This is a genomic window from Streptomyces sp. NPDC059900 (assembly GCF_050270335.1).
Classification (GTDB): Bacteria; Actinomycetota; Actinomycetes; order Streptomycetales; family Streptomycetaceae; genus Streptomyces.
Genome location: NZ_JBNNJZ010000445.1, coordinates 1 through 6,855, shown reverse-complemented (window position 1 = coordinate 6,855; position 6,855 = coordinate 1). Strand labels below are relative to the sequence as shown.

Genomic DNA, 6,855 nt, shown 5'->3' with positions numbered 1-6,855 from the left:
CACCCCCCTCGGCGGCCCCGGGGGCCCCGGGGCCCCCCGGTGCCCCACGGACGCGGGGAACGGCGCGAACAACCACGACGAACCGGCACGGGACAGGCGGGCGTCAGGCGCGCCCCGTCAGGGGCGCGGGGAACGGCGCGAGCAACCACGACGGACCCGCACCAAGAGCACCCGCCCCCCGCCGAAGGCGAGCCGCCTCAGGCCAGCCGCCGAGGCAACCGCAGGCTGAGGAGGGCCAAGGCGATCAGCCCCGTCAGCTGTACGCCCAGGACAATCGCGAACGCGTCCCGCATACCCGCCGCCGGAACCAGCGCGAGGAACAGCGAGCCGAGGGTGGCGACGCCGAAGGCCAGGCAGGACTGCTGCACGGTGGCCGCGAGCCCACTGCCCGCGCCCGCCTTCGCCGCCGGTACCGCGGCGAGCACGATGCGGTAGTAGAGAGCCAGCTGCACGCCCTGGCCGAGGCCGCACAGGGCCAGGCCGGGGGCGAGGGCGAGCGGGGTCAGCCAGGCGTACGGGGCCCACAGCACCGTCAGGGCGAGCAGCGCGAGCCCCGAGCCGTGGACCAGCGCGCACAACGTCAGCGCGCGGCTGCCGAACCGCGTGACCAGGCGCGGGGCGAGCATCGACGCCGCGAACTGCGCGACGCCCATGGGGATCAGCGTCAGACCGGCCTTGAGCGGCCCGAAGCCCAGCCACTGCTGGAGCGTGACCGCGCTGACGAACATCCAGCCGGCGAAGCCGGTGAAGATGGGCAGGCCGAGAACCAGGCCCCTGCGCACACCGGGCTCACGAAGCAGCGAGGGAGGCAGCAGCGGACTGCCACCCGTGCGTTCGGCCCGCAGCTCGACCCGGGCGAAGGCAAGCGCAAGGAACGGCGATGAGACCAGGAGCAGCACCGACCACAGGGGCCAGCCCGCGGCCCTGCCCTCGGTCAGCGGAAGGAGCAGCGCGATCAGCGCCGCGGCGAGCAGCAGCGTGCCGCCGGTGTCGCTGCGGGCGGGCTGCCCGGCACGGCTGTCCGGCACGGAGCGCACCGCGCAGAGCAGCGCCGCGACCGCCACGGGCGCGTTCACCAGGAACACCGCGCGCCAGCCGGTGCCCGCCAGATCGGCGGAGACCAGGACACCGCCGAGCACCTGGCCGAGGATGACGGAGATACCGCCCACCGAGCCGTAGAGGGCGACCGCCTTCGACCGCCGCTCGCCCCGCGTCGTCGCGTGGATGGTGGCGAGCACCTGCGGCAGCATCAGCGCGGACGCCGCGCCCTGCGCCACCCGCGCCCCCACGAGCCACCAGGCGCCGGGCGCGAGCCCGCAGGCCAGCGAGGTCACGCCGAAGGCGGCGACACCCCAGAGGAAGAGCCTGCGGCGCCCGTACGTGTCGCCGAGCCGCCCGCCGAGCACGAGCAGCACCGCGTACGCGACGGCGTAGCCCGCGACGACCATCTCCAGGGTGGCGGGGGAGGCGTGCAGGTCGTGTTCGATGCTGGGCAGGGCGACGTTGACGATAAAGAAGTCGATCATCGGAAGCGCGGCGCCGAGCAGGATGGTGACAAGGCCGAGCGGGGTCAGGACGGGGGAGGCGGCCGGGTCGTCCGCGCCGGCGGTGGCCGCGGCGTCCGCGGTGGCAGGGGCGGGCTTCAGGACGCGGGCCGTGGAGTTCGTCAGATTCACGAGTACGACGCTCGTCGAACTTTCAGCCTGGTACCAGAGCCTCTTTATCCTGGTACCTGTACTACCTGGAAACAGGGTCGGCATACGGGCAAGCTGTCCCCATGGACACCGCAGCGCCCGCCGGGACGGGCGACCGCATCCGCCGCAGCGAACTCGCCGCCTTCCTGCGCAGCCGCCGCGAGCGCATCACGCCCGAGCAGGCGGGCCTGCCCCGCGGCCCCCGCCGCCGTACGCCGGGCCTGCGCCGCGAGGAGGTCGCGCACCTCTCGACGGTCGGCGTCACCTGGTACACGTGGCTTGAGCAGGGCCGCGCCATCCACGTCTCGGCCCAGGTGCTCGACGCGCTGTCCCGCGCTCTGATGCTCGACTCCGGTGAGCGCGCCCACCTCTTCCAGCTCGCGGGCACCGCCGACCCGTCCCCGGCCGCCGAGATCGCGTCGGTCCCGCGGGGCCTGCTGCGGATCGTCACGCAGCTGGAGCCGTACCCGGCCTGCGTCCAGAACGCCCGCTACGACATCCTCGCCTACAACGCCACGTACGGAAATCTCCTCACGGACCTGGACGCGCTGCCGCCCGAGGACCGCAACTGCATGTGGCTGACCTTCACGCACCCCGCCTGGCAGGCCGCCATGGAGGACCGGGACGAGACGATGCGCCGGATGGTGGCGCGGTTCCGGGCGCGGATGGCCGGGCACCTCGCGGACCCGGCGTGGAAGACGCTGCTCAGGAGGATGCGCAAGGCGTCACCGGCCTTCTGTGAACTGTGGGAGCGGCACGAGGTGATGCAGGCCGTGGACCAGTCGAAACGGTTCAACAACTCCGTCGTGGGCCCGCTGCACTTCACGTACCACGGTCTGTGGCTCGGCCCGGCCGAAGGACCGCGCCTCGGCACATACGTCCCGGCGGACGCCCGCTCGCAGGCGGCCACGGAGGAGCTGTACCGCCTGGTGAAGGCCGGGGGGACGGGCAGCCGCACGGGCAGTCCCGCGGATGAGGGACAATAAGAGGTCTGCCCTCGTATCGGCCCCGCTCGTCCCGGAGGAATCCCGCGCCATGGAGCCCCAGCTTCAGATCGGCCCGCACGCCGTGCGGCCGCCCGTCGTGCTCGCACCCATGGCGGGCATCACGAACGCGCCGTTCCGGACGCTGTGCCGTGAGTTCAGCGGGGGCAAGGGTCTCTTCGTCAGCGAGATGATCACCACCCGCGCCCTGGTCGAGCGCAACGAGAAGACCATGCAGCTGATCCACTTCGACGAGACCGAGAAGCCACGGTCCATCCAGCTGTACGGCGTCGACCCGGCGACGGTCGGCAAGGCGGTCCGCATGATCGCCGAGGAGAACCTCGCCGACCACATCGACCTGAACTTCGGCTGCCCCGTCCCCAAGGTCACCCGCAAGGGCGGCGGCTCCGCGCTCCCGTACAAGCGGCCCCTCCTGCGCGCGATCCTCCGTGAGGCCGTCAGCGGCGCCGGGGACCTGCCCGTCACCATGAAGATGCGCAAGGGCATCAACGACGAGCACATCACCTTCCTGGACGCGGGCCGCATCGCCGTGGAGGAGGGCGTCACGGCGATCGCCCTGCACGGCCGCACCGCCGCCCAGCACTACGGCGGCACCGCCGACTGGGACGCCATCGCCCGCCTCAAGGAGCACGTCCCCGAGATCCCCGTCCTCGGCAACGGCGACATCTGGTCCGCCGCCGACGCGCAGCGGATGATGAAGGAGACCGGCTGCGACGGCGTCGTCGTGGGCCGCGGCTGCCTCGGCCGCCCCTGGCTCTTCGGCGACCTGGTGGCCGCCTTCGAGGGCACGGGCGCGCCCAAGGCCCCGGACCTGCGCGAGGTCTCGAAGGTCATGCTGCGCCACGCGACACTGCTCGGCGAGTGGATCGGCGACGAGGCGCGCGGCGTCATCGACTTCCGCAAGCACGTGGCCTGGTATCTGAAGGGCTTCTCCGTCGGCTCGGAGATGCGCAAGCGCCTCGCGATCACCTCGTCCCTCGCCGAACTCGAAGACGGGCTCGGCGAGTTGGACCTCGACCAGCCGTGGCCGACGGGCGCGGACGGCCCGCGCGGCCGTACGTCGGGCAACAACCGCGTGGTCCTGCCGGACGGCTGGCTGAAGGACCCGTACGACTGCGCGGGCATCAGCGAGGACGCGGAACTGGACACGTCCGGCGGCTGACAAGCGCCCCTCAAGGGGCGCGGGGAACTGCGCGACCGGCCACAGCCGACCCGCGGACGAACAAGTCATCCGGCGGGAGCGCTACGCCAGTGTCACCGTGACAGGGAGTTCCTTGATCCCGTTCACGAAGTTCGACCGCACCCGCCGCACCTCACCGGCCAGGCGGATGTCCGCCAACCTCGGCAGCAGCTCCTCGAACATGATCCGCATCTCCAGGCGGGCCAGGGAGTTGCCCAGGCAGAAGTGCGGGCTGCCCTTGCCGAAGGTGACGTGGTCGATGTTCTCGCGGGTGACGTCGAAGCGGTACGGGTCGGGGAAGACGTCCTCGTCACGGTTGCCGGAGGCGAACCACAGCACCACCTTGTCGCCCTCCCTGATCAGCTTGCCGCCGAGTTCCACGTCCCGGGTCGCCGTGCGCCGGAAGTGGTAGACGGGCGAGGCCCAGCGCAGGCACTCCTCGACGCCGCCGGGGATGAGCGAGGGATCGGCGGTGAGCCTGGCGCGCTCGTCCGGGTGATTGATCAGCGCGAGCATGGAGTGCGAAATGGCATGCCGGGTCGTCTCGTTGCCCGCGACGACGAGCAGCAGGAAGTAGTTGTCGAAGTCGGTGTCGGAGAGCGGGACGCCGTCCTTGGGCGAGTTGTTGACCAGCGTGCTCACGAGATCCGTGCCGCTGCCGCCGCGCCGTTTCGCCGCCAGCTTCCTGCCGTACTCGAAGACTTCGAGCGAGGCGGGCGACCGGAAGGGCAGATCGCGGTACCGCTCGCTCTCCGCGCTCTCCAGGAGTACGTCGGCGTAGTCGGGGTCGGTGTTCCCGATGATGCGGTTGCCCCAGTCGATGAGCTGCTGGGTGTCCTCCTCGGGGACGTCGAGCATCCGCGCGAGCACGTTGATGGGGAAGTCGGCCGAGACCTCACGCACGAAGTCGAAGGTCCCCTTGGGCAGGGCGGCATCGAGGGTGCGGGCGGTGAGCCCCCGCAGGAACGTCTCGTACGTCGCGACCGCGCGCGGCGTGAACTGCTTCTGCAGGATCAGCCGCATCGCGCGGTGCCGCATGCCGTCCGTCTCCAGGAGGGAGCGGCGCAGGGCTATCTGGTCCTCGTCGACCTCTTCGAGGTTGGTGAACCGCATCGAGGTGAAGGTCTCCGGGTCGCGGTCCACGCGCACGATGTCCTCGTGCCGGGTGATCGCCCAGAAGCCGGAGTTGGGCGCGGGCTCGGGCTGCCAGTGGACGGGGTCTTCGCGGCGCAGCACGTCGAACATCCGCCAGGGCAGCGTGCCGTCGGTGAACTTGTCGTTGTCGGAGAGGTCGACGTCGGACAGGGCGAGGGGCGCGGACCCCGTGACCGTACTCATGGACGTAATCCTTCGGTTCTCGGGAGTCGGACGAGGGGGGCACGGGGTCAGATGAGGAAGGCGTACTCCGTGAACTCCCATTCCGTGACGTGCTGCTGGAAGCGTTCGATCTCGTTGCGCTTGTACGTGAGGAAGGCGCCGGTGAACTCCGCGCCCAGGAGCCCGGTCAGTGCCGTGTCGGCCTCCAGGGCGTCGAGCGCGGCACCGAGCGTGCCGGGGAGGCCGGGGGCGGAGTCCTCCTGGTAGCCGTAGCCCTCCAGGGGCGCGGGCGGCTCCGGTTTGTCGCGGATGCCGAGGAGGATGGCGGCGACGGCGCCGGCCACGGCGAGGTAGGGATTGGCGGAGGCGTCGCCGAGCCGGAGTTCGAGGCGGGTCCCCGCGCCCCTCTCGGGCGGTATCCGGAGCATGGCGCTGCGGTTGTCGTGGCCCCAGTCGATCAGCCAGGGGGCGAGGGTGTCGGGGCCGAAGCGTTTGTACGAGTTGATGGTGGGGTTCAGCAGGGCGCTGAGCGCGGGGGCGTGGCGCAGGAGTCCGGCGATGGCGTGCCGGGCGGTGGCGGAGAGGCCGTCGGGGGCTCCCGGGTCCGCGAAGACGTTGTGTCCGGCGGCATCGACGAGCGAGACGTGCAGATGGAAGCCGGAGCCGCCGAGGCCGTTGAACGGCTTGGCCATGAAGGTCGCGAGCCGCCCCTCGCGGCGGGCCGTCTCCTTGACGGCGGCCTTGAAGCGGAAGGCGCGGTCGGCGGCGTCCAGGGCCTCGGAGTGGTCGAGGTTGATCTCGAACTGCCCGCCGTCGAACTCGTGGTTGCCCGCGATGACGCCGATGCCGAGGTCGCCCAGGGCGCGCAGGGTGCGCAGGAGGTGGCCGTCCGGGTCGCCGCGCCGGCCCGCGCTGTACACGTTGCCCGTGGCGCCGCCGTACACGGACCACCCGGAGGGGGTCCCGGGGTCGGCCTCGCAGAGGAAGTACTCGAGCTCGGGGCCGACGACCGGGGTCACCGCGCCGTCGGCGTACTCCTCGGCGCTTTCGAGTACCCGCCGCAGCAGGGCGCGGGGCGACTCCGGGGCGGCTTCGCCGGTCGCCGGGTCGAAGGTGTCGCCCAGGCACCAGGCGACGCCCGGCTCCCAGGGCAGCGCCTTGAGGGTGGACAGATCCGGTCGTACGGCGACGTCCGGGAGCCCGGCGTCGAGCCCGCCCGCGACCGGGACGACGTCGCCTCGGGGGGTGGTGTGGTAGACGGCGCGGCAGAAGGAGAGGCCGTGTTCGCAGGCGCTCGGCAGATGCGTGACGAGGATGTCTCTTCCCCGATCGGCGCCGAGGAGGTCCGGGTAGACGACGCGGATCACGTCGGTGCCTTGGGCGCGCAGCGCTTCTACGGTTTCCGCTACTCGGGTGGCCTTGTTCCTCGGGGTTGCGCTGGTTTCACTCACCCGGAGTCCAGCCTTTCTGCGGGGTGGATCGGGCTTATCGTTTGAGACCAAACGATAGAAACCCCTGCGGTTCCGCGCAAGCCCCTCCGGGGGGTTTGGGGGGTAACTCGTCCCGCCGCGGGTTGCGTTGACTCTCCGGGGTGGGCTTTCCCTGCCGGGGGGGTGTCCCTATGACTTTGGTCAAGGGGCTGTCGGGGTTGGTGGTTGGT

Annotated in this window: 5 protein-coding genes; 2 read left to right on the top strand and 3 right to left on the bottom strand. The window is 71.5% G+C overall.

Going from position 1 to position 6,855, the window contains the following annotated elements; genetic code table 11:
* Positions 1-197: 197 nt before the first annotated feature.
* A complete protein-coding gene (locus ACQKIP_RS35590; protein WP_365867311.1) occupies positions 198-1,760 on the bottom strand; it encodes an MFS transporter in 1,563 nt (520 codons plus the stop codon).
* A 17-nt stretch (positions 1,761-1,777) separates the two neighbouring features.
* Here ACQKIP_RS35590 and ACQKIP_RS35585 point away from each other — a divergent pair, with 17 nt between their 5' ends.
* On the top strand, positions 1,778-2,680 hold the full coding sequence (locus tag ACQKIP_RS35585; protein WP_365867309.1) for a helix-turn-helix transcriptional regulator: 903 nt from the start codon (positions 1,778-1,780) through the stop codon (positions 2,678-2,680).
* Positions 2,681-2,729: 49 nt separating this feature from the next.
* On the top strand, positions 2,730-3,860 hold the full coding sequence (gene dusB / locus ACQKIP_RS35580; protein ID WP_365867307.1) for a tRNA dihydrouridine synthase DusB: 1,131 nt from the start codon (positions 2,730-2,732) through the stop codon (positions 3,858-3,860).
* A gap of 81 nt (positions 3,861-3,941) precedes the next feature.
* Here the strand turns inward: dusB and ACQKIP_RS35575 are convergent, their stop codons facing one another.
* Both ACQKIP_RS35575 and ACQKIP_RS35570 read right to left on the bottom strand, forming a co-directional pair.
* Positions 3,942-5,216 carry a cytochrome P450 gene (locus ACQKIP_RS35575; protein WP_365867305.1) on the bottom strand — a complete coding sequence of 425 codons (1,275 nt, stop codon included), beginning with the start codon at positions 5,214-5,216 and terminating at the stop codon, positions 3,942-3,944.
* 47 nt (positions 5,217-5,263) lie between these two features.
* Positions 5,264-6,646 (bottom strand): glutamine synthetase family protein, encoded by a 1,383-nt coding sequence (locus tag ACQKIP_RS35570; protein ID WP_427745085.1) that lies wholly within the window; start codon positions 6,644-6,646, stop codon positions 5,264-5,266.
* Positions 6,647-6,855 lie beyond the last annotated feature (209 nt).